Below are 20379 nucleotides of genomic sequence, written 5' to 3'. Positions count from 1 at the left end.
AGCAGCATGGGTTAAAAGTAACGTGACTAGAAAGAAGCGTTACGAGGTGTGCGTGGGAACGGAATCAGTTCACGAATGTTCTGAACACCGGTCAGGTAACCCAGCAGACGTTCAAAGCCAAGACCAAAACCGGCGTGAGGAACTGTGCCGTAACGACGCAGGTCACGGTACCAGCCATAGTCTTCTTTATTCATGCCTTGAGCTTCAATACGGGCATCCAGTACATCCAGGCGCTCTTCACGCTGGCTGCCACCGATGATTTCACCAATGCCTGGAGCCAGAACGTCCATCGCAGCAACAGTTTTGCCATCGTCGTTCATGCGCATGTAGAAAGGCTTGATGCTGGCTGGGTAGTCAGTCACAACGATTGGGCCTTTCACATGCTCTTCCGCCAGGAAGCGTTCGTGTTCGGACTGCATGTCGATGCCCCACTCAACCGGGAACTCAAACTTCTTGCCAGACTTCAGCAGTACATCAATACATTCGGTGTAAGTCATGCGGGTGAAGTTGGACTCAGACAGAGTCTTAACACGCTCAATGCAGCCCTTATCAACACGCTGGTTGAAGAATGCCATATCATCTGCACGCTTCTCGAGAATTTCGCCGCAAACTGTTTTCAGCATCTTTTCTGCCAGGTTAGCGGCATCATTCAGGTCTGCGAAAGCAACTTCAGGTTCAACCATCCAGAACTCAGCCAGGTGGCGGCTGGTGTTGGAGTTTTCGGCACGGAAAGTCGGGCCAAAGGTGTAAACCTTGCTCAGGGCACAGGCCAGGGCTTCAGCGTTCAGCTGGCCGGATACGGTCAGGAAGGCTTGCTTGCCGAAGAAGTCTTCGCTGAAGTCCACTTCGCCTTTGTCGTTACGAGGCAGGTTGTTGAAGTCCAGAGTGGAAACGCGGAATAGTTCACCGGCACCTTCACAGTCGGAAGCTGTGATCAGTGGCGTGCTGGCCCAAACATAACCTTCACGATCGAAGAAGTTGTGTATGCTGTTGGCAGCGGCGTGGCGTACACGGTTTACTGCACCGATGATGTTGGTGCGAGGGCGCAGGTGTGCGTGCTCACGCAGGTGTTCCATGGAATGACGCTTGGGTTGCATGGCATAGGTTTCAGGGTCTTCAACCCATCCGACAACTTCTACGGAAGTGGCTTTTACTTCCCAGTCCTGACCTTTGGCTGGAGATTCCACCAGAATACCTTTTACCCGCACACTGCAGCTAGCGGTCAGCTTCTGGATCTCTTCTTCGTAATTAGGCAGATCGCTTTCAGCAATAACCTGGATAGGGTCAAAGCAGCTGCCATCGTGGACGGCCAGGAAGGACATGCCTGCCTTGGAGTCACGACGGGTGCGAATCCAGCCGCACAGTTCAACTTCGCTGTCCTTTGGCTTTTGGCCGGCCAGCAGATCGACAATGGAGGTATGGCTCATTGGCTATTAGTCGTTACTTGAATCATTAAAGATTGATTATAAGTTGGCCGGAGCAAGATGACAGCGCCAGCCAGCAAAAAGGTAGAAAACTGTGCCAGTGTTTCAGGGTTGGCGGGAATATCAATCCGCAAACTCCGCATTCTGAGATTCTTATTTCTATTGTCCTTTACAGTATTCAAGTTGCTCTTGTACCTTCTGGATTTTTTATCTCCCTTAAGGCCTTCTTCATCTGTATAAGATCAGGAACAGGCTCTAAGTACTGGTATGGGTTACCTCCCGTACATTCGTGCGAAAATGAAATGCCCGTACTATAAACCCTTGCTCAAAGGGATTTTTTCTCTGAGAAATACAGGGCTGGTGCACGTATTTCTTCTGGTTAATAAGTTGTTTGGATAGGATGAATGAAGTCTCTGGAAGAGCCTCGAAAGAGCTATTTTTTTGTTGAACTACTGAGAGCCGTTGCTGCATTTGCGGTTGTCATAATTCATGTGATTGGTCCTTACCGGAGCATGATTGGTCAGATTCCGGATTATGACTGGCTTGCGGCTGTGGGTTTTAATGTCAGCTCCCGTTGGGCAGTTCCGGTATTTATTATGATTACCGGCGCATTAATGCTTCCGGATACACGCCCGTTCAATCTTCAATATTACCTGTCTCGCAGAGTGAGCCGGGTGGTCGTTCCCTTTATAGTCTGGTCTGTTTTTTATGCCTTTCTGGCCGGGTTGGGTTGGGATAATCAGGGAATCTTTTATGACCTGGAACCAGCCCTGACAGTTCTGGCAGGGCTGCCAGAAGAAGCCACCTGGTACCATCTGGGTTTTTATTACTATTTCATTCCGCTTTATCTGGTGATTCCCTTTCTTACCCCTTGGGTACAAAAGTTGTCGGATGACCAACTCCGTATGTTGGTTATGGGGTGGATGGTTTTAACGCTGCTTTATTTGATGCGTATAGAGTCTGATTGGATGACCGGTGTAATTATGTACGGTGGTTACATGCCATTGGGTTATGCCTTGATTCGCATGCCTTTAAATCGAGAGCAGCGCAGAGCTTTGTTTATTACCGCAGGTTTTGCAGTTGTTGCCGGTTTATACGGTGTGTGGGATTTATCGTCGGCCGCTGGGGATTATTCGCCGGGTATGTACACTTCCTACAAAACCCTGAACACAGTCATTGTGGCGGCTGCGGTTTTTGTTATGGCGTTTAATTATGGTGAGAAAATTCAGGGAAAGCTGAGGGAAGTGGTGAGTTTTGTTGGCCGTTATAGTTTGGGACTTTACCTTTTTCATCCCATTGTTCTTTGGCCAATACAAAACTGGGAGCTTTTTCCGGGATTAACTCTTCTGACTGTTCCGGCTATAGCCGTCGTTGTAACGGCCATTTCTTTGTTTTTTGTCTGGTGGCTTAGTAAAAGTAAAGCAACCGCATGGCTGGTACCCTGAAGCTCGATTAGCCTCGTGTTGATCTGAAGGGGTTAGCGCGAGACTTCATTTGAGCTAATTGGCTACCACGAACAATAAAAGGCATGGGAAGAGGATCTTCAGGTGAGAATTGTTTTTGGAGCAGCTTATTTCCAACTTCACCAAGAAGTGACACCATTCTTTCGTGGCGAGCCTCTACCCGTTGATGTACTTTGGCCATGATCTCATGCCGGTCTTCTTTGGTTTTGGCTTTGTCCAGCTTGCTCTTTTTCTCTTTCACCAGTTCAGCTCTATGTCGCATTTTTGCGCCTTCGAGGTCGAGGGTAGACATAAGTTCGCTTGGGTGGGTTTTAGACATGTTGGGTTGCAGTGTTTCAACTTCGTCACAAAGCTCTTGATGGATTTGCTGGGTTGCTCTGTCGTAAATAGGTTGTGCAATTTTATTCATGACTTGAGTATCAAAGCCGGCATTGATTTTCATGCAGGCCATTGCCCCGGTATCTAACCCCAGATCCTGTTTGATGATATGAAGGGTATAATTAAAGTCGCCTGCCCCCCAGTCGGTCATTTGAACATATTGTTTGGCTAACTCTGTTCTTTGTCCGATCTCGGTTGATGAAGCCCCTTTAACTTTGTCGTGCATCGTTGCAATAAATCTGTCTCCCGCCAGACGGGTGTACTCTTTAATCGCATGATTACGTTCATGGCTTTTAAGGTCGCCTTGGAAGTGACAGTGAACCTCAAGGGCTTTGGTAAATTCGTCCATAGACTCTGTTTTGGACATCTGTCGCATAAGGCGGGTCTGGCCAGATGGAGCAAGCCCTTTCTGGTCCATAGCCTCAACCATCTCTTCACCGTATTTAGCTGGGTCATCAGTTTCACTGAGTTGTTCCAGCTCATGGTTGAGTTCTTTACACAGTTCCGTAGCCAGGTCTCTATCTATAACCACTCCCTTGGTTTTAAGGGGAAGCTTTGCCTCGTGTAGAGAATGTTCAATGGCAGAAAACAGGTCATCGTCAATGGTACCGTCCTCATCAAGACTGTATGTTTCTTTCAAGTACTCCAACTCAGACGCTCTGGCTTCAGGTGTAACGCTTGCCAGTTGAGAGGCAAACTGTTCCATCAAATGATTTTTGGCCAGAGAAAGAAGCTCAGCCTTCTGAGCCTGTGGAGATTGGCTCACCATAGGCACAACTGTAGGAACAGGTTTGAGTTTTGCGCCGTTCAGTAAAGGTGAGGAATAGGGGTCCCCAGCTTTTGATTGACCAACTTTAGGCTTAGCGTCGGCAACAAAGGTAACGTTCAATCCACTTTTTTTGCCTTTTTTAAGATGGAGCTTCTGCTTGAGGGATTCTAGTGGACCAGATGGCGGCCGGTTGCCACCGGATGAACCGATTTTTTGTCCCATAACACTCTTCCTGAGAACAACTTCCTAATCATTCAATTAACATTAGCTCCTTAGCGTTAGCAGAACCTGGAACAAGGAAGGCAACTATTGGGGCAGGTCGTGATTTTGACGTTTTTGTTCAGGCCTCTGAGCTTATGGGTAGAGTTAATAATGTTGTTGTCATTTTTGTTCTAAACATAAAAAAACGGGCTCACATAAGCGAGCCCGTTTCAGAGATTTCACCAGTGTTGGGAAATCTTATTTTGCTACGTTTCCAGCAACGTTCATGGCATCCCATGTCCGTGCAAAAGGAGGTGCGTAGCAGAAGTCCATCATGCCCAGATCTTCGGTGGTCAGACCACCTTTGATAGCCGCAGCCAGCGCATCAACACGCAGAACCGCGCCACGGCCGCCAGCAATCTGGCCGCCCAACAGTTTCTTGGTGTCTGGTGCGTACACCAGTTTCACCAGAATGTCGGACTGACCGGGGTAGTAGCTGGTGTGATCCTTACCGCGGATAACAACGGTCTTGTACTCAACACCGTGTTCCAGAGCTTCTTTCTCGCTCAGGCCCACGCGACCGGCTTCCAGATCCATAACCTTCAGGCAGGCAGCCCCGTAGGCTCCGGGGAAACGCTTATCCAGACCGCCCCCGCTTTTGGCAACCATAGTTTCACCGGTCAGACGACCAAGCTTGTTAGCGACAGTTGCCAGAGGAATCCATACAGGCTTGTCCAGCTGGCCGTGGTTGATAGTCGCGCAATCACCAGCGGCAAAGATGTTGTCAACACTGGTCTTGCCTTGATCATTTACGATGATCGCGCCATTGCCCAGCTTGTCCAGACCGAGGCTGTCTACGAATGCAGTAGTAGGACGAACACCGGTGCACAGAACCACCAGATCAGCTTGGTACTGGCCCTGATCGGTTTGCAGGTGCAGACGTTCATCTTCAGCGATGGTCAGCTGTTGCAGGGACTCATGCCAGTGACAGGCAACACTACCTTTTTCCAGCTCTGCGGTTACCAGTTCGGTAATTTCTTTATCGAAGCTGGCAGCCAGAGGCTGTTCGGCGCTGTCGAATACGCGAACACGTTTACCCTGACGCTCCAGAGCCTCTGCCATTTCCAGGCCGATGTAGCCCGCGCCGATTACGGCAACGTCCTGAATCAGTTCGCTGGAAATGGTTTCTTTCAGGGTGATGCCGTCTTGCATGGTTTTCACGCAGGAAACACGACCCGCTTCCAGACCTTCTTTCAGGCCGGGAACAGGAGGAACAATAGGGGTAGCGCCAGTGGCGATCAGCAGGCGATCGTAAGGCTGCTCGAAGATCTCGCCGGAAGCGAGATTCTCAACCTTCACAACCTGACGTTCGCTATCAACAGACATCACCTGATGGCGGATGCGAACATCAATACCTTTGGCAGCGAACTGCTCAGGTGTGAACTCGGACATTTCACCGGGGTTGGTGAAGAAGTCGCCAATGTAGTAAGGCAGGCCACAGGCACCGAAAGAGATAACCTTGGACTGCTCAAAAACGGTGATCGTTGCATCCCGGGCAACCCGGCGAGCCTTGGCGGCGGCACTCATGCCAGCCGCCTCGGCTCCGATGATAACGATCTGAAGCGGTGTGCTCTCAGACATATCAATAATTACTCGTTCCCTTAGGAAGCGGCTTCCATATCCAGCTCAAAAGTATCGTTGGTGTTGAACTTTTTCATGTCCACCTCGCCCATGGCACGGCCGCCAACAAAGCCAGTCGCGATAGCGCCGCTTACGTTGATTGCGGTACGGCCCATGTCGATCAGAGGCTCGATGGAGATAAGCAGACCAGCCAGTTCAACAGGCAGGCCCAGGGCAGACAGTACGATCAGCGCGGCGAAAGTCGCGCCGCCACCCACACCGGCAACACCGAAGGAGCCGATAGCGATGGTTACGATCAGGGTGCCAATGAAGCTGATGCTGGTTGGATCAATACCAACAGTCGGAGCAATCATCACCGCCAGCATGGCTGGGTAGATACCAGCACAACCATTCTGGCCAATGGTGGTACCGAAGGAAGCAGCAAAGTTGGCAACACCTTCGGAGATGCCCAGACGCTGAGTCATGGTCTGGATGGTCAGGGGCATGGTGCCTGCAGAGCTACGGGAAGAGAACGCGAAGCTCAGTACAGGGATAACCTTCTTCAGGAACTGCACAGGGCTGGCGCCAACCATGGTTACCATGATCAGGTGCACAACGAATACAGCAGCCAGAGCAACGTAGGAAGCCATAACAAACTGGATCAGCTGCATGATGTCTTTCACGTTGGAACCGGCAACAACCTTGGTCATCAGCGCCAGAATGCCGTAAGGAGTCAGACGCAGGACCAGAGTTACCATACGCATAACCAGCGCGTGCAGTACGTTCACACCGTTTTCGATGCTGGCATAGATTTCAGGCTTCTTGCGGTTCAGGCCCAGAGCAGAAACACCGATGAAGGCGGAGAAGATTACAACACCGATGATAGAGGTGCTGCGGGCGCCAGTCATATCCAGGAATGGGTTGGAAGGAATCAGGCTCAGCAGCATGCTTGGGATTGAGATAGCATCCACAGTCGCAGCGCGGGCCAGCAGCTGTTCTCCACGGGCAGCTTCACGAGCACCGGCGGTGATGGATTCTGCAGTCAGACCGAAGCCCAGAGCAGACATCACGCCAATCAGACCCGCGACAGATACGGTGATCATCAGCAGGCTTAGAATCCAGCCGCTGATCTTTCCGAGAGAACCGGCACCTTTCAGCTTCAGGATGGAAGAAATAACGGAGACCATCACCAGAGGAACGATGATCATCTTCAGCAGACTAACGTAGCCGTTGCCAACAATGTTAATCCAGGAAAGAGACTCAGAAACAACTTCGGAAGTAGAACCGTAGATGATTTGCAGTGCAGTACCAAAAGCGACGCCCAGACCAAGGGCGATAAATACACGACGGGTAAAAGCCATGTATTGTTTTTGGTAGCGGTAAAGCAAGCCGATAAGGCCGATCATGACGGCGATATTAGCAATAACAGCGAACGACATAATAAAGTTCCGTGTGAGAGATCTCGAAAATGAGAATTACGGCAGTACAAACAACCCCGCATATTTTTAATACGCGTTGTTTGAAATTAAGTACTTGGGTTTAGTACGGCAGAATCAGTCTGTCGTTATGACAATCAACAACAACACCGACAACCAGAAAGAGAGAGGCTGGCTGTGTAAGAGAGGGTAAAGCGTTGTGTTGAAGTCAACATAAGCAGACCTGAATCAGTTGTGCTGATATGGGTACCTTAAGAGAAACAGGAACATGGAATCATCTCCCAGTTCCCAGAGTGACGATACGGTGTTCACTTTGCTTATTCAATATGAGCCATGGTGACTTGCGTCAACATTTAGTATCAAATATCACAATGAAACAAATGAAAACAATAAGGAAAGCTTATTGTGAATTAGGTAAGTTTCTTTTCGTTTAACAGGTTATCAATAGAACCAGATAATTCCGGATGATGGCGAATAAGAAACTCTTTGATTTTCGGAACTGTCCATTTCATGCCTTTTAACATTTCAACAAGACTCTTGTATTCATCCTTATCATATTTGGAGTGAAACTGGCGGCGTTTAACAGTTTGTTGTTGGGCATGGTGAGCGTCATAACCGTTGATACTAGCGTTGCGCCTGAGTTCTCGACTGACTGTGCTGCGATGACAGCCTAAAGCACGGGCAATTTCGGCCTGACTTTTTCTTTCTTTACGCATCGCCCAGATGGCCATGCGATCCTGTTCGGTCAGCTGTTTGTAGCTCACTCATCCCCCTCCTGATATGAACCACAGCTTGAAACATGTAGCGATATTACGCTGTTCACAGGTTGGAAAAATTAATCTGGGGCAAATAGCAGCTAACAATGTTGTTAGTGTGCCTAACCCACTATTGCCAGCAATTCCTGTAGAGTTTTCTTTTAAGACAGGAGTTGTGGCATGGATGCTTATAACCTGAAAATTTCTTCTCAGACTTCCAGTCGAGGCAACCCGTTGTCATTTGCTATTCGAGCGAATAAAGCCCTTACGTGCACCTCTGAGTTTGTAGATAGAGGGCGAATGAAAGCGGCTGATTACTCTGGGGGGGCATTGTGCGTTCCTCTTAGCTGTCATCATATAGTTCCTTACACAACCCTGATGGCTTACTGGAATAAGCACATTGAGAGTGGACACTTAGAGTGCTCAAAGAAATTTCTCAGTCAGTTTTGGCGAAGCATTGATAAATACAATGTTAAAAGACAAGTTGATGCAGAAGAAACAATGGCTTTTTGCAGAGAGCTCAGTGAAGGCTCTGTGGAGCATAATGATGACGCTGAGCCTCATCCTTACATCGATTCATTTATGAAACTATATGGCTACCCCCCTGGGAATTTATTTATTGGGCCTGCAGGTGATAACGATATTTATTGTCGAACGGATGACCCCGGAAGTCAGTTTGAAGAGAACGCCTGGGTCGCAACAGGTTTTGGTGCATATAAATCCCTTTTTGATTTGAATGTGATGATGACAGCTTATATCCGTAGGCCTTCAATCCCCCTTGCTGATGCAATTTCCAGTGCGCTGACGAGCATCGTTCAGGTAAGGGAACCTTACCGTATGAACCCTGATGCCTGGAGTTTTAAAAAGAATCGTTTCACTCTTCGTGCAGGTGATGAAATGTTGGAAGTGTGTTGTGCTACACCACAACAACAGAAGAAACTTAGAAAATACCGTGAAACCAGTCCGCCTCGCCTGTTTGCCAGTGAAACAGCTCTATTAACGAAAAGGTCTATTAGTACGGACTCCTCTTCTTCTGATCTTTCTGATAGCTCTTCACCAACAGCTAGTCCTGTAGGATCCCTTAGGAGGAGAAAGAAGAAGTCACAAGGAAGTATGGTGCTGGCGAGATATACCAGCGTTGAATAAAGAAAAAGGCTGCCAAAGCAGCCTTTAATAGAACGAAAGTGAAAGTTTACTTCACAGGCTGACCATTACGATCCAGCACCGTAATCTTTCCAAGATTCAGCTTTTCAAGCTGTGGTCGAATCTTCTTCACATCTCCAGCAATCACCCAGGTAAAGGCATCCGGTTTCAGGAACTCCTTAGCCAGTTTGCGCACTTCAGGAAGTTTGACCGCTTGAACGCGCTCTGCGTAATTGTAGAGATAGCTTTGCGGCAGATCGTACTCAACCAAACTACTGATAGAGCCTAACAGTGCACTGTTGGTTTCATAGCTGCCGGGGAGTTTGCGGGTGCGATTACGTTCTACAAACTTCAGCTCTTCTTCTGTAGCGGGTTTATCGCCCAGGAACTGTTGGTACTCTTTCAGAATTTCACTAACGGCAGGGCCGGTCTGGTCGGATTGCACAGACGTGCTGACCAGATAAGGGCGCTGGCCTACAGCACTCTTGGCATAACTGCTGGCACCATAAGCCCAGCCTTTATCTTCCCGCAGGTTCATATTTACGCGAGCGGTAAATTCTCCACCGATCACATCATTCATGATATTGAAAGCCAGAGTGCGCTTATCTTTGCTGGGCATAACTAATTGGCTGCCGACAATCACGGATTGGCCTGCTGCCGGATAATCAATCAGGAAAACACGGGTTTTCTTTGGATTGCTGACCTTGGCAATATCTTTTGCAGGCATGGACTCAGCGGGAGCTTTCCAGCTGCCAAGCACTCTCTCAAGTTTGGGCTTGAGTTCATCCATGGTGATATCACCGGTAACGATCAGAGTGCCGTTATCCGGGCGCAGCCAGGTTTTCCAGAAGTTCACCAGATTATCACGGTTCAACGCATCAATAGATTCTGCTGTACCGCTGCCACTCCAGGGAGTGTCGTAAGCATGACCTTTACCGTAGAGAAGTTCTGGCAGCACACGGCGAATAATACCTGTTGGGGCCGCCTTCTCCTGCTTGATGCCATCTTTAATGTTGCTGCGCAGGCGCTGGATATCATCTTCTTCAAAGGCTGGATTTATCAGCACATCAGCAAGGATATCCAGGGTAGGATCGAGGCTGACTGTCAGTGCATCAAGATAAAGGCTGGAAGTATCCAGATCGTTGCCGGCGCTTATACCTGAACCAAGGTTTTCAAGGTCAGCGGCAATCTGCAGGTTGTCGCGGGTTGCCGTGCCTTCATCGAGCATGGCCATGGCAAAACCGGGTAGGCCGGGTTTGCCCATACGGGCAGAAAGGCCGGCATTAAACTGCAATTCCATCTGCACAACTGGAGTTTGTGGACGACTGGCCAGAACCACTTTAAGGCCGTTAGATAAAGTTTCCCGCTGCAGTTCAGGCAGCTGGACTTTTACAATATCCCCAGCTGCAGGAACCTTGCTACGATCCGCGCCTTTGTTTGCGTGGCTGTATTTTGGGAAAGGTGTGACTTCCAAAACATAGGCGCCGCTGCTTAACCAGCGATCAGAACTCTTGCGGATGCTTTCTGGGGTCGCCTCTTTCATCATTTTGAAGCTGTTCTGGTAGAAACCAGGGTTTCCGTAAAGAACTTCACCGCGGGCTAGAATGTCAGATTTGCCGCCAAATCCACCGACTCGCTCTGTACCCCTGACAAAAGATGCAGACTGACTGAAGCGAATGCGGTTAAGCTCTTCTTGTGTTGGGCCTTCCTTCAGGAACTTGTTCAGCTCCTCATCAACAATCTTTTCAATTTTGCTGAGTGGAACATTGGGGCGGGCATCCACAGAGATCATAACCTGCCCGGCCAAAAGGCGATCATAGAGGAATGCTCCGGCACTGGTGGCTAACTGTTCTTCAATCACCAGTCTCTTATAAAGACGGCTGTTTTTTCCACCACCCAGAACATCGGTGGCAAGAGAAAGGTTTTCAGCATCACGGGTGCCGCTCTCAGCCACGTTCCAGACCTTCATTAATCGGGCCTGTGGAACGCGGTCCTGAATACTGTCGCGTTTTTCTTCACTACGCTTGGCAATCCAGGCTTCCAGCTTGTTCAGTGGTTTGCCGGCTGGAATATCGCCAAAGTATTTTTGTACTTTCTTGCGGGCGGTTTCAACATCTATATCACCGGAGAGCACCAGCACGGCATTAGATGGGCCGTAATAGGTATCAAACCAGCTTTTTACCTGATCCAGGCTGGCAGCATTGAGGTCTTCCATATAGCCAATGGTTGGCCAGGAATAAGGATGACCTTTGGGGAATGTTTGTTCTGTAACCCGGCTCCAGACCTTTCCGTAAGGGCGGTTTTCCCCCTGACGCTTTTCATTCTTAACAACATCTCGTTGTTCATCCAGAGTGTCCTGGCTGATGGCACCTTCAAAGTGCCCCATACGATCGGACTCCATCCACAGAGCCATATCCAGAGCTGGGGTAGGAACCGTTTCAAAGTAATTGGTACGGTCGGTGCTGGTAGTACCGTTCTGATCTGTTACGCCAGCTTCTTTAAAAGGCACAAAGTATTCGCCCTTGTAGTTTTCTGACCCCTGAAACATCAGATGCTCAAACAGGTGCGCAAAACCCCGCTGGCCCACAGTCTCGTCTTTAGAACCAACCTTGTACCAGACGTTCACGGCAACAATTGGTGCTTTGCGGTCTTCGTTCACCACAACAGTGAGGCCATTATCTAGCGTGAATTTTTCGTAGGGAATTTTCACTTCCGGCAACGCTTGTGTCTGCTGACTGCTCAGACTGGCAACCGGGTTGATTCCTGAACAGCCGGAAACAAGAGCAGTACCAATGGCCAGAGCCAGAACAGTTCCCTTCAGGCGCTTGGAGGTGCGGGATGTCTTGATCATAGTGATGTTTCAAAAATCCTTGGAGGGTTTTGACTTTGAGCTTATCACAGACAGAGACAACCGTAGCCAGAAAAGGTTCCCGTTCATTGTCGTTTATTTGTAATCAAGCGCACTGTGCGATTATGGAATAGGGTGATACATCTCACTGAACATCATTATTTCAGCAACAGTGGGTGGATCTTTCCGGAATCCTCCAGCCCAGCAGTCCTGACAGAATGAAAACGTGTCTGCGCAAAGTTTGCTGAATTCCGGGAGTGTGGATATGTCCTGATCATCATAACCTTTCGGGACAAAATAACCTTTGGGGAAAGACCCTTCTAAACGGATGCGCCCCTTCAGGTAGAAGTTTCCACCTGCCGGATTTTTAATCGACTTAAAGGAGTATTCCGGAGCGTTGGAAAAGCAGCCGATGTAACCGCCATCAAGCCCATAATAATTATTAATTGTGGGCAGCTGCACAGCATTTTTATCCAGTTCATACCATTGCAGGTGTTTATTTTTAGTGACTTCCTTTACCGAGCTGAATGGCGTTAGCAGATGAGTTGATTTACCAGAGCCATAAGCCGGGAGAATGATTAAACAGCTGAGAGCTGCCATTTTCAGCAGGCCGAACTGCTTGTGTGATTGCCTGCTCAAGCGTGATTTTAGCATCACATAAACCTCCTCAAATCCGAGATGCAGGCAGAAAGAATAGTCGAGTGAACACTGGACATTGTGACAGTGTGAAATATTACAGAGGCGTATTACTCGTCTCTGTAATTTTCAGTTTCAGCGTGAAAGCTGCTGGTTAATCCAGCCGGGTAAAATATCCAGAGATTTAATAATAAGCAGGCACTGATCCCTGACTTCATCATGAATGGGCAGCATGTCGGGGACGATAACCGTAGGGCAGCCAGCATTAATAGCCGAAAGAGCCCCGGTGTTTGAGTCTTCAATAGCCAGTGTGTGCTGGGGAGATACTCCCAGAGCGTCGCAGGCTTTCAGGTAAGGTTCTGGTGAAGGTTTGGGATTCTGTACATCATGCCCGGTAATCACTGCGTCGAAGCGTTTCTTTCCACCAATTGTGTTCAGGGTCAGTTCAGACCTTTCAGCCCCTGATGATGTCACTACGGCTTTGGGAATGTTGTGGCTCTCAAGCCAGGCCAGAAACTCAGTCACGCCGCTTTTGGGTGGAGGTGGCAAAACATCTTTTTCGTAGAGATTAATTAAATTCAAGAAACCCTGAATATCAAAGCCTTCCCCTCCCAGATTCTGTATAAATTCCAGGCACTGGTCGTAGCGGGCACCAATAAACTTCTTATAAACCTCATCGTTTAAATCAATGCCGTATTCCCGGGCAGTTTTTTGCCAGAGGGTTCGATACATAGCTTCACTATCAAACAGGGTGCCGTCCATATCCAGAAGTACGGCGGAAGGTAGTGTCTGCAACGGGAAAACTCCAGAGTTATAGTGATCTGCCATCTTCAGTTTTGATGGCAGGTCAAACAATAGCGTTTTACTGGATATTTCTGCAAACAGGAAGCCTGTTACTGGGGCAGCTTGTATTCAGACTTCAGCAAACTGTCAAAAGGTGTTGTCTTGAGTTTGTCCAAGGCTGACGCTCTGCCTTTCAGATAGAAATCAAACCAGTTTTTGTAATAGTAATCACGAATCATGTGAGGGAGATAAACATAACCAGCAGATGGTGATATTTCCCAGTCAAGCAGTTCGAAGGATTTGCCCTGAAAATCTGGCTGATCGAGTTGCTTGCCAACAGCTTTGCGGTAGCGAACCGGGCTGGTGCCAAAAGCGGCTTCGTTACTGGAGAGCTTGTAAAACGGCGTGTTATAAGCAGAGTTATGTTGAGTCAGGTTACCGTGATCTACATCTTTAATTGTTACCAACATTTTGTCGCCAACGGATCTCTGATAAGCACTGCGGGCAACTGGCTGAGGGTTGTTTTTTGATGGATCTTTCTGTTCCGCAAGCAGTTTCATAAGGGATTTGGGATTACCTCCTGCCTGCTCAACCCAGTCCTGTGACAGTGTATAAAACACCCACTGAACAAAAGAATCTTCATTGCCAATCAGTTGTAATACAGGTTTTCTGTTGCCAACAGGCAGGCCTTCAGGCGTTTTTCCAGCGCCATACATTTCTGATGGCGTCCATGAGTACGGTGTTCCATTATTCAGGCCAATTGCGGTAGTGACTCCTGGCAGGTGCTCAACCGCCAGCTGTGAAGTCATAGAGCCCAGGGAGTGACCGGACAGGCCAACAAGGCTGGAATCGATATGACCACTGAAGAAGCCACACTCATTAATTGGTGAACCCTGTAGCTGGTTTCGGCAAACGCCTTTTTGTTCATTCAGTGATGACAATGTTTGAATGACGGTACTGACATCAGCAACTCTCTGGCGGAACAGGTTACGCTGCATATCCACCATTTTCTTTGCGCCACCTTCCTGAATGGTTTCCTCAGATGGGTCAAAGGTTGCAATATCAGCTTCGGTGAAGTGCTCTTTGCCAAAAAGGAAACGCATAAAATTGGGAACAACTTTCAGTTCAGCCAGAGTGCTATAAGCTCTTTTTATTTCTTTGCCAGAATGCCCTTTGGCGTATTCTGAAGCCGGGTCGTGAAAAACAAGGGGCATCGTTCCATCAGAGATATATGTAGGGGCAGCTACGATATAACCCTGACTGGCAAGATATTCACCCGCGGTATCCCACATGGAGTAATTTCCGCCAAGACCATGAGAAAGAACAATGACTGGAAATCGTCCCTCGGCAATAGGGGCATTCAGCCAGGCATTACGCTTTTGATGGATAAGGCTTTGCTGAAATTTTTTCAGCTCTGAGCTGTTATGATCTCTGGCCAGTTCTGCGAGAGTTTTACCGTTTGAGTTGTAGATACTCCGGGCATCAATACCAAAGAACTTTGCCAGCGGCCGGAACATCTCTGGGTCTCTGAGAACATAATCCTGTATCTCGGCCTGTTGGCCAGAAATAGCTGGCACAGGTATACGTCCATCTGGTTTTATATCGGGTTTTGGTTTGGCTGGATACCAGATGTGGGTAACCACCGTGCGAGGCTGACCACTGGCCTCAATATCTTCCAGAAGCTTTTGGTAAGTGGGGCTGGCGTAAGCGGTATTCCAAGGGTCAAAACGTTCAGCACTGTTCCGGGCAAAAATGACCTTTGCGCCAACAGCATAAGGGCCGTAGCTGGTTTCAGCCTCCATGTCTGGAGTGATTGTGTGAAGGTCACTTGCCAGAGCCTGAAGATTAAAAAACAACAGGCACATAGTAAAAGCGTTGAGAAGAGATGCTCTCATCTTTATCTCCCAAATATCAGAGGTATCTCAGAGAAGTCCAATCTCGTGAGACAGGTGAATCAGTTGTTGGCGATTGCGGGCATTCAACAGCACTTTCAAACGTTCGATGTGGTATTCAACACCGCGCACGGTTAAACCAATTTCCCCGGCAATAACTTTGCTGCTTTGCCCGGAGGCAGCCCCCTTCAAACTGAGCAGGGCTTTTGCACAGAACACGCTGGATTGCAGGAAAGGATTGAAATGTTTTGCGTGACAGGATTGCAGTTCAAGGTGATAGAGATGAAGCAGATGATGCAGGGTGTGCATATGCTTTCTCACATGCTGCTCCAGCTCCTCTGCCGGAAGTTCACTGGTCAGGGAAAATAATCCGCACCAGTGCTTTCCGGTGAAGCTCTTTTGAGGCCAGGTTATACGAGACCCAATGCCAAGCTCTTTCATAAAAGCTGTTAACCGGGCTAAAGAGTCATGCCCTTTCGTTTTGGTTCGATGAACAAAAGGTCCCAGGAAGCGGATGGTCTGATGAAAGTTAGGGTCTTTCATCGCATATTCATTGAGGTAACTATGAAGCAGCTCTTCATCTATCTGGTCGGAAATCACTGTTGAGTTTGATTCAGCCAGTAGCTGAGGAGTGAACAGACTGACATCATCAGGTGCATGAAGGTCATCTTGAATTCGGTAAGGCGCACCCTGATAACAGATAGTCTTAAAACCCAAAGGTACCAGCCTGCTTTTCAGCTCATTGATAATCTCTGGTAACTCTCTTGTTTGCAGGGACCCTGCAGACCACCCGGTTGTTAATTCAGGTACGGTTATCAACTCTTCGTGCGCCATTATCAGAACCTTTAGTTCAGGTTGAATATCCGACCGGCGTTTTTAGAAAAGACTTGGGATTTTTCATCCGCAGACAGGTCGAGAGACTCAATGAATTGAATTGTGCGGGTATCGTAGTCAGTGCCTTCGATGAAGAAATCACTGGCAAACACTATGTGCTCGAGACCAACCAGCTCCCTGGCACACTCAAAGGCTGATTTGTTCCAGTTCAGGGCCGTATCAAGATAGAAATTTTTCATATAGCTGGAGGGAAGCTGATCAAGCTTGTCTGCATAACCTGGCAGAAAAGATGGGACTTCAAACGGAACGTCAATTCGGCGAGCCATGTAAGGGAGAGCGCCCCCCATGTGGCTGAGTACCATTTTCAGGTCCGGAAAGTGTTTGAAAAGACCTCCCAGTACCATTTTTGTTGCACTGAGTGTTGTATCAAAGGGAAAGGCCAGCAGGGTTGGCCCTTCATCATCTTTATAAAAATCAGAATAAAGAGGATGAATATATGCTGGTAGATTTAGTTCTGTCAGCTGTGTCCAGAGTGGGAAAAACTCAGGCGAGTCGTAATAGCGTCCGCCGACATTTGACGGAAGGACAATCCCTGCTGCGCCCAGGCTATGTGCCCGTTTTAGTTCCTGGATAGCGTTTTCCATACTATTCAGAGGCAAAGAAGCCAGAAAAGCAAAGCGGTTTGGGTATTCTGTACAGATTTGTGCCAGCGCATTGTTGTTGATCTGGCAGAGTGTGGGAGCCTTATCATCAATACGGTGATACAGAATGGGGTTCTGCAGAATCTCCATATCAATACCAGATTTATTCATTTGAGAGAGGCGATCTTCACTTCTCCAGGATGGCAATGGTGTTTTTGCCCAGATGGCATAAGAGCTCCCATCCTCACTGGTACCCAATTGAATAAGATCTGGATAGCAGGCATTCATCTCCTGCAGACCTGTCAGGGGAAATGCATGACAGTGACTGTCGATTTTCATTACCTTGCCTCCAGCTGACGTCAGATATATCTGGAGTTGTCTAAAAAACAACCAGAGTGAGCTGGAGATTATGCGCTTAAGAAGCGGGCATTGAACTGTGAAAACTAACAGTGGAAGGCAATGATATCTCTGGCATTAGAATGCTCCCTGCGAAAAGAGGCGCTCCCGGCATATGTTCTATTCTGGTTAAGTAGCCAGAATAGCCAAGGATGGAGCTGTTATGTCGAACCAGATTCCAAAAGGAACCCCGCAGCTGACCGGGTATACCCCGCTTGACCCCGATACCGGGAAAGCAAAGGAGAGCACAAGTACGGAATCAGCCACTGGAGTGTCTGGCACCCGCAAAGTTAAGGTTCTTTCCGAAGAAAAGGCAGAGGCGAATATCAAGGCTGGCAAAGACCTTGGCTTAACCGAAAAAGTTGATCGCCCTTTGGCATCCAGAGTTCTCAGTAAACTGACTTCAATAATTAAAAAGCTGTTTGGTAGGGCTGATAGCTACTCTCCGGCAAAAGCAGAGCTCCAAAGCATAGATAGAAGCACTCTCTGGGCAAAGCAACATGATCTTCCTGCAGGAAAAGCAGATTGTCGGCAGCTGGGGATTGATTCGGCACTCGCCCAATTTCCTTACGAGCAGAATTACGAAGAAGTAAAAGCAGCTATGGGTGTTGATGCCGGTGATCTTCCTGAGCGTCAGGGGATTGGTGGGCAGTTTTCCCATATGACAGATTGGAAGTCAGAAGAATTGGCGAAGTTTAAGGACACACTGGAACAGAATGAGCAATTTAAAGGGCGGTTACAAATTAAAGGCAGCCTGATTCACGATACGAAAAGTGGGTTTGTAGCAACGCTGTTTAAAGATAAAGAAAGTGGTCAGATGAAACTGGTATTTGGGGGAACCACGGCAGGAAAGAACTTATCGTTTTTAACGGCCAAGAAACTGCTGCTTCGTCAGGGTGGGGCAGACGCTGCTAACTTTACCGGAGCCAGCATCCCCAAAAGCTACCACCAGGCTAGTGAAATGGCGCGTATAGCCAGTGAACAATTTGGTGGTGAGAAGGTTACTCTGGTTGGTCACTCTCTCGGTGGTGGTCTGGCTCAGTATGCTGGGGCAATGAATGGTATTCCTGCTAACTGTTTCAGCTCAGCAGCATTGGGTAAAGCTGCTCTTCAACAGCTTTCGCAGCAGGGGAAACTTGATGATCCTATGTGGCTGAAAGGAAATATCGTTCACGTTATGGTGAAAGGTGACCCTGTCAGCAACCCTGTTGGGTTGGGTATGTATAACAAAGCATTTACAGCAACAAACCTTGGCAGTCGAGTGGTGTTAAATGGGCAGACCTGGAAATACGCTGATCCGGTTTTTGGCCGTCATGTGCATTCCCATGAACATGTACGAAGAGCTGTAGATAAGAAGCTGGCTGAAGACTGATTTCAGGATTCAGCCACAGTATTCATTCTGTAGATATTCCACAACACGCCCATAAATACTGGAACCAGTAGTAGTTTCACCCACAGCAGTGGAACAGTATAAAGACTGAATGCCGCGCCCAGCAGAATAACGCAGTAGGCGCGGTTTTTATTTTTCTGGGTCATTCCCCTGTATTTTTCCCAGTTCGAGATAACCTCACCAAAGTACGGATGCGTAACCAGCCAAGTGTGAAAGCTTTTGCTGGAACGGGCAAAACACCATGCGGATAAGAGGATAAAAGGTGTTGTTGGTAAAACAGGCAACACGATACCAACTAGACCAGCAACCAAAGAAATCGCTCCACCCAGCATATAGAGTGTGCGCTTTATCAGTCGTGGGTTGGGTGGTACATCAGGCATAGGTACTGAGAAAAATAGAAGCTATAAGCACCAGATCATAACAGTATCCGGTGCTTATGTACGAACCCTATTCTTCTTGTTTTGAAGAACTCAAGGTGGGCAGGTTTGTTTGAGGTGGATAGTTCATCGCATCTTCAGGACAGTTCCAGCTGCCTTGCCATTTGTTCTCCTTAATGGTGACACCGATGCTGCCATCCGCTGAGATATCAACCTCCCGTAAATATCTGCCGGGTTCTTTGCCGGGCTCCGTCATGATGAAGTCATGTTGACGAAGTTTGTAAGTGACTTTGTTTGGATCACCGTCACGATGGTAAACCTTTACAATTTGTGAGTGCCCGAGATTGAAGGCAAATGTCCACTCATCTTTAGCATTACTTTTGGGCTTGGATTTCACCAGCTCGCAAGCCCCCATATCTATAAATCCTTTCACCTGTTTGCCTGCAATAAATGCCTGCTCAGCATGATCGTAAGCTTCACTAGCATTAGCTGACCCTACCGTGAACCCAGCCAGAGCTACAGGTGTGAATAAAGCACAAACTCTGGAAACGCATTTCAAAAACATAACTTCTTGTCCAGAAACGAAAAGTGATGAAGGCAGTTTTCGGGCAGAGAAGTGTAGGAAGTATAGATAGCTTATTTTGTGGTACCTGCTGGTCTGTTTAACTGGATAACATTGTCTACACTTCACAGCCATTCTGTTGTTGCTGGTGCATGTCTTGTTCAGGAAACTGGCTATTTTTCTGATGGTGGTTTTTATCCCCAGCCAAAGCTTCTCTCATATTGGCAAAACGTTTTTATGCGTGGCTATGGTTCCGGGAAGCTGTCAGGACGACAGAGTCTGTACAGTTCTTTTTGATGATAAGAAAGGAGTGCAGTCAGTTGTCTTTAACAAAATTGCAGGCTGGGTTCGTCCTGGAGACAGGGCCTGGGTTCATAAAGAGTGGCATGAAATTGTACGCGTTAGCTCCGTTGCCACAGGGTTCAGAATGATGGAAATGCGGCCTTTAGGGTTAACTCGTTTTAGTGATGTATCAATAGATAGCGAACTATAGTGGGCATGGGGTTATGTTTCGAAAATCAGCCGTTCTGTGTATGACTGTTTATGGGTTGTTGCATTCGCTTCCGCTGCTTGCCAATGGAGGTGGAGAGTTTGCCTGTCGATTGGTGGTACCTGCATCCTGTGAAGAGAAAGATCATTGTGATGTTTTATTTGATGATGAGAAAGGTGTTCAGCACGCCGAGTTTGGCAAGCAGGCCAAAGATGTGCAGGTAGGTGACAAGGTTTTAGTTCATGGCCAGTGGCATGAAGTCAGTCGCTATGAGCCAATGACGTCCGGGTTCAAGGTTATGGAGCTGAACCGGGGCGACATGGCTCCTGTTGAATAACGTT

At 48.1% G+C, this 20379-nt stretch carries 18 protein-coding genes; 5 read left to right on the top strand and 13 right to left on the bottom strand.

The genetic code is table 11. The features are described from left to right. Window positions 1–26: 26 nt before the first annotated feature. Window positions 27–1427: an asparagine--tRNA ligase gene (gene asnS, locus ACY2RR_RS01815; RefSeq protein WP_490106424.1), complete on the bottom strand. Its 1401-nt coding sequence runs from the start codon at window positions 1425–1427 to the stop codon at window positions 27–29. 401 nt (window positions 1428–1828) lie between these two features. On the opposite strand from asnS, the gene ACY2RR_RS01810 reads away from it, so the two are divergent. Further along, the gene (locus tag ACY2RR_RS01810; RefSeq protein WP_490106423.1) at window positions 1829–2869 is read left to right on the top strand and encodes an acyltransferase; all 1041 of its coding nucleotides are present in this window, start codon (window positions 1829–1831) and stop codon (window positions 2867–2869) included. A 7-nt stretch (window positions 2870–2876) separates the two neighbouring features. Here the strand turns inward: ACY2RR_RS01810 and ACY2RR_RS01805 are convergent, their stop codons facing one another. The 4 genes from ACY2RR_RS01805 to ACY2RR_RS01790 form a co-directional block, all read right to left on the bottom strand. Further along, complete coding sequence (locus ACY2RR_RS01805; protein ID WP_490106422.1) at window positions 2877–4256, bottom strand: hypothetical protein; 1380 nt, start codon at window positions 4254–4256, stop codon at window positions 2877–2879. Window positions 4257–4493: 237 nt separating this feature from the next. Beyond that, the gene (locus ACY2RR_RS01800; RefSeq protein ID WP_490106421.1) at window positions 4494–5876 is read right to left on the bottom strand and encodes a CoA-disulfide reductase; all 1383 of its coding nucleotides are present in this window, start codon (window positions 5874–5876) and stop codon (window positions 4494–4496) included. Window positions 5877–5896: 20 nt separating this feature from the next. Next, window positions 5897–7294 carry an L-cystine transporter gene (locus ACY2RR_RS01795; RefSeq protein ID WP_490106420.1) on the bottom strand — a complete coding sequence of 466 codons (1398 nt, stop codon included), beginning with the start codon at window positions 7292–7294 and terminating at the stop codon, window positions 5897–5899. 407 nt (window positions 7295–7701) lie between these two features. Beyond that, window positions 7702–8055 carry a helix-turn-helix domain-containing protein gene (locus tag ACY2RR_RS01790; RefSeq protein WP_490106419.1) on the bottom strand — a complete coding sequence of 118 codons (354 nt, stop codon included), beginning with the start codon at window positions 8053–8055 and terminating at the stop codon, window positions 7702–7704. A 291-nt stretch (window positions 8056–8346) separates the two neighbouring features. Between ACY2RR_RS01790 and ACY2RR_RS01785 the strand changes: the two genes are divergently transcribed. Further along, window positions 8347–9192, top strand: coding sequence for a hypothetical protein (locus ACY2RR_RS01785; RefSeq protein WP_490106418.1), 846 nt, complete (start codon window positions 8347–8349; stop codon window positions 9190–9192). A gap of 46 nt (window positions 9193–9238) precedes the next feature. On the opposite strand, the gene ACY2RR_RS01780 is transcribed toward ACY2RR_RS01785, so the two are convergent. The 6 genes from ACY2RR_RS01780 to ACY2RR_RS01755 all read right to left on the bottom strand — a co-directional run bounded on the left by ACY2RR_RS01780 (window position 9239) and on the right by ACY2RR_RS01755 (window position 17162). Next, window positions 9239–12040 carry a M16 family metallopeptidase gene (locus tag ACY2RR_RS01780; protein ID WP_490106417.1) on the bottom strand — a complete coding sequence of 934 codons (2802 nt, stop codon included), beginning with the start codon at window positions 12038–12040 and terminating at the stop codon, window positions 9239–9241. 120 nt (window positions 12041–12160) lie between these two features. Continuing rightward, a complete protein-coding gene (locus ACY2RR_RS01775) occupies window positions 12161–12691 on the bottom strand; it encodes a hypothetical protein (protein ID WP_490106416.1) in 531 nt (176 codons plus the stop codon). A gap of 117 nt (window positions 12692–12808) precedes the next feature. Next, the gene (locus ACY2RR_RS01770) at window positions 12809–13501 is read right to left on the bottom strand and encodes an HAD family hydrolase (RefSeq protein WP_490106415.1); all 693 of its coding nucleotides are present in this window, start codon (window positions 13499–13501) and stop codon (window positions 12809–12811) included. 65 nt (window positions 13502–13566) lie between these two features. Then, a complete protein-coding gene (locus ACY2RR_RS01765; protein ID WP_490106414.1) occupies window positions 13567–15351 on the bottom strand; it encodes an alpha/beta hydrolase in 1785 nt (594 codons plus the stop codon). A gap of 27 nt (window positions 15352–15378) precedes the next feature. Next, complete coding sequence (locus ACY2RR_RS01760) at window positions 15379–16182, bottom strand: LuxR C-terminal-related transcriptional regulator (protein WP_490106413.1); 804 nt, start codon at window positions 16180–16182, stop codon at window positions 15379–15381. An 11-nt stretch (window positions 16183–16193) separates the two neighbouring features. Continuing rightward, entirely contained in the window at window positions 16194–17162 is a 969-nt protein-coding gene (locus tag ACY2RR_RS01755; RefSeq protein ID WP_490106412.1) for an amidohydrolase family protein, read from the bottom strand. Window positions 17163–17382: 220 nt separating this feature from the next. On the opposite strand from ACY2RR_RS01755, the gene ACY2RR_RS01750 reads away from it, so the two are divergent. After that, window positions 17383–18591 (top strand): Tle-like phospholipase domain-containing protein, encoded by a 1209-nt coding sequence (locus ACY2RR_RS01750; protein ID WP_490106411.1) that lies wholly within the window; start codon window positions 17383–17385, stop codon window positions 18589–18591. Between the two features lie 2 nt (window positions 18592–18593). Here the strand turns inward: ACY2RR_RS01750 and ACY2RR_RS01745 are convergent, their stop codons facing one another. Both ACY2RR_RS01745 and ACY2RR_RS01740 read right to left on the bottom strand, forming a co-directional pair. Continuing rightward, on the bottom strand, window positions 18594–18989 hold the full coding sequence (locus ACY2RR_RS01745; RefSeq protein WP_490106410.1) for a YbaN family protein: 396 nt from the start codon (window positions 18987–18989) through the stop codon (window positions 18594–18596). A gap of 67 nt (window positions 18990–19056) precedes the next feature. Further along, a complete protein-coding gene (locus ACY2RR_RS01740; RefSeq protein ID WP_490106409.1) occupies window positions 19057–19551 on the bottom strand; it encodes a hypothetical protein in 495 nt (164 codons plus the stop codon). 154 nt (window positions 19552–19705) lie between these two features. Between ACY2RR_RS01740 and ACY2RR_RS01735 the strand changes: the two genes are divergently transcribed. Then, complete coding sequence (locus ACY2RR_RS01735; protein ID WP_490106408.1) at window positions 19706–20041, top strand: hypothetical protein; 336 nt, start codon at window positions 19706–19708, stop codon at window positions 20039–20041. A gap of 13 nt (window positions 20042–20054) precedes the next feature. After that, window positions 20055–20375 carry a hypothetical protein gene (locus tag ACY2RR_RS01730; RefSeq protein WP_490106407.1) on the top strand — a complete coding sequence of 107 codons (321 nt, stop codon included), beginning with the start codon at window positions 20055–20057 and terminating at the stop codon, window positions 20373–20375. The last annotated feature ends 4 nt before the right edge of the window (window positions 20376–20379 follow it).

The organism is Parendozoicomonas sp. 2304DJ65-17, from assembly GCF_058148445.1.
The sequence above is the reverse complement of the archived record's forward strand: the minus strand, read 5'-3'. Positions and strand labels throughout refer to the sequence as shown.